The 3,224-nt window shown below is 74.5% G+C and carries 1 protein-coding gene; it reads right to left on the bottom strand.

The features are described 5' to 3' along the window. Positions 1 to 3,224 (bottom strand): non-ribosomal peptide synthetase (locus IEZ10_RS38375; protein ID WP_189251409.1); only part of this gene is annotated, 3,224 nt, incomplete at both ends.

Consider the following 3,224-nt stretch of genomic DNA (forward strand, 5'->3'; position numbering starts at 1 on the left):
AGCATGGTGACGACGACGTCGGCGGAGCGTTGCAGCAGGGCCAGTACGGGGGTCTCGGGTCCGACGCCGGCGGCGGTCAGGCGGCGGGCCAGGGCGTTGGCCCGGCCGTTGAGCTCGGCCGCGGTCAGCCGCAGCTCGCCGCAGACCACCGCCTCGGCGGCCGGATCGGCCGCCACCCGCGCCTCGAACAGCTCGGCCAGGTTGCCGGGCGGGGTGGGGGCGGCGGTGTCGTTCCACTCCCTGAGGAGGGTGCGGCGTTCGGCGGGGTCGAGGAGGTCCACCGCGCCGATCGGGGTGTCGGGGTCGGCGGCGACGGCCTCCAGCAGCCGCACCAGCCGCGTCGCGATCGTCTCGGCCGTTCCCCGGTCGAACAGGTCGGTGGCGTACTGCAGCACACCCTCCACGCCGGCCGGAGCGCCGTCGGCGGTGAAGTCCTCGGTCAGACCGAGCAGCAGGTCGCACTTGGCGCCGCCGAACCCGTACAGCGAGTACGCCGGGTCCAGCGCCATCGTCAGCCCAGGCAGCTCGGCGTCCGCGCCGGGCGTGTTGAGCAGGGCCAGCATCACCTGGAACAGCGGCGGGCGGCTGTAGACCCTGGGCGGGTTCAGCGCCTCCACGAGCTGCTCGAACGGCACGTCCTGGTTGGCGAAGGCGGCCAGGTCGGTCTCGCGGACCCGGGCCAGCAGCTCGCGGAAGGTCGGGTCGCCCGAGGTGTCGGTGCGCAGCACCAGCGTGTTCGTGAAGAAGCCGACCAGGTCGGTCAGCGCCTCGTCGGTGCGGCCGGCCACGGGGGCGCCGATCGGCACGTCGGCGCCGGCGCCCAGCCGGGTCAGCAGCGCCGCCAGCCCGGCCTGCAACGTCATGAACAGCGTCGCCTGCCCGCCCCGGGCCACCGACAGCAGCCGGGTGTGCAACTCGGGTGACAGGCTCAGGGACACCGCCTCGCCCCGGTGCTCGCTCGTCGCGGGCCGGGGCCGGTCGGCGGGCAGCGCGATCTCGTCCGGCAGCCCGGCCAGCGCGGCGCGCCAGTGGGCGGTCTGCTCGCCCATCAGGCTGCCGGGGTCGGCGGGGTCGCCGAGCAGCTCGCGCTGCCAGCGCGTGTAGTCGCTGTAGCGGACCGGCAGCGGCTGCCAGCCGGGTTCCTCGCCGCGCACCCGGGCGGCGTAGGCCGTCGCCAGATCGCGCTCCAGCGGGCCCAGGGACCACCCGTCGATCGCGATGTGGTGGAAGGCCAGCACCAGGACGTGCTCGCCGCCGTCGCCGGGCTCCGCCGTTCCGGCCGGCTGTGCGGCGGTCCCCGGGGACCGTACGGCCCATGCGTCCCCCGCGGACGGCGACGCGAACAGCTCCGCCCGCATCGGCGGCTCCGACGCCAGGTCGAACGGCCGCAGCACCGTCCGCCGGATCGCGGCGTCCAGCTCCGCCTCGGCGACCTCGGTCACCGTCAGGTCCGGCACACTCTCCAGCACCCGCTGCGTCGGCCGGTCCTCCCGGGCGGGGAAGACGGTGCGCAGCGTCTCGTGCCGCAGGGCCACGTCGGCGACCGCGGCGCGCAGCGCCTCCCGGTCCAGCCGGCCCGACAGCCGCAGCACCAGCGGGATCGTGTAGAGGCTCGCGTTCTCGGCGAGCTGGTCGACGAGCCAGACCCGGTACTGGGCGAACGACAGCTCCGAGCGGTCACCGTCCTCGGCGCGGACCAGCGCCGGCCGGACGCGGACCGCGCCGTCGGTCCCCGCCTTCTCGATCCGTACGGCCAGATCCGCCACGGTCGGCGCCTCGAAGATCTCGCGGACCTGGAGTTCGGTGGAGAAGACGGCGCGGATGGCGGTGACGGCGCGCATGGCGAGCAGGGAGTGGCCGCCGAGGGCGAAGAAGTCGTCGTCGACGCCGACGCCGGGTACGGCGAGGAGTTCGGCGAACAGCGCGCAGAGCCGTTCCTCGACGGGGGTGCGCGGGGCCGCGCCGGAGGTCGTGGTCTCCGGGGCGGGCAGGGCGCGGCGGTCGACCTTGCCGCTGTGGTTGAGCGGCAGGGCGTCCATGACCACGAAGGCCGACGGGACCATGTAGGCGGGCAGGTTGTCCTCGGCGAAGCGCCGCACCCGGCCGGTGAACCCCTCCGCGTCCGCATCGGCGCCGGCGTCCGCGTCCGTGGCGTGCGGGACGAGGTAGGCGACCAGCCGCTTGTCGCCGGGGCGGTCCTCCCGGGCCAGGACGACGGTCTGGGCCACGTCCGGATGGCGGTCCAGGACCACCTCGATCTCACCCAGCTCCATCCGGATGCCGCGGATCTTGACCTGGTTGTCCACCCGGCCGACGTAGTCGAGGGTTCCGTCGGGCAGCCGGCGGACGAGGTCGCCGGTGCGGTACATCCGCGCGCCGGGCTCCTCGGGGCAGGCGACGAAGCGTTCGGCGGTCAGGTCCGGCCGGCCCAGGTAGCCACGGGCCAGGTGCTCACCCGCGATGTAGAGCTCGCCGGTCTCCCCGGGCGGGACGGGCCGGAGCCGGTCGTCCAGGACGTAGGCGCGGGTGTCGTCCAGGGGACGGCCGATGGGGACGACGGGGCCGGGCTCGGTGACGTGGTGCGCGGTGACGTAGATCGTGGTCTCGGTGGGGCCGTAGCCGTTGAAGACGTTGCCCCCGGCGCGGACCACCCGCTCCACGGTGGCCGGGGAGGCGGCCTCGCCGGCGATCCACAGCTCCGGGACGCGGGCCAGCAGGCCGGCGTGGTCCTGCGCCAGGACGTTGAACAGCCCCGTGGTCAGGAAGACCGCGCTGACCCCCTCCCGGTCCAGGGCCCAGGTGAGGGTGGCGGCGTCGACGACGCCGGGGGGTGCCACGACGACGGTGCCGCCGTTCAGGAGGGGCACCCAGAGTTCGTACATGGACACGTCGAAGGAGGAGGCGGTGTGGAACAGCACCCGCCGCTGGGCGGGACTCTCCCACAGCCGGTCGGTGGCGAAGGAGCGGATGTTGCGGTGGGTGACGGCGACGCCCTTGGGGGTGCCGGTGGAGCCGGAGGTGAACATCGCGTAGACCAGCCGGTCCGCGGCGATGGCCAGTCCGAGGTTGTCGGGGTCGGTGTCGGTGCCGACGAGGAGGGGGGTGAGGTGTGCGGTGAGGTCGTGTCCGGCGTTGGCGGTGTCGGTGACGAGGATGGGTGCGCCGGTCTGTTCGGCGATCCAGCGCATCCGGGCCACGGGCAGGGCGGGGTGCAGGGGGACGTA

Source organism: Streptosporangium pseudovulgare, assembly GCF_014648055.1.
GTDB classification, from domain to species: Bacteria; Actinomycetota; Actinomycetes; order Streptosporangiales; family Streptosporangiaceae; genus Streptosporangium; species Streptosporangium pseudovulgare.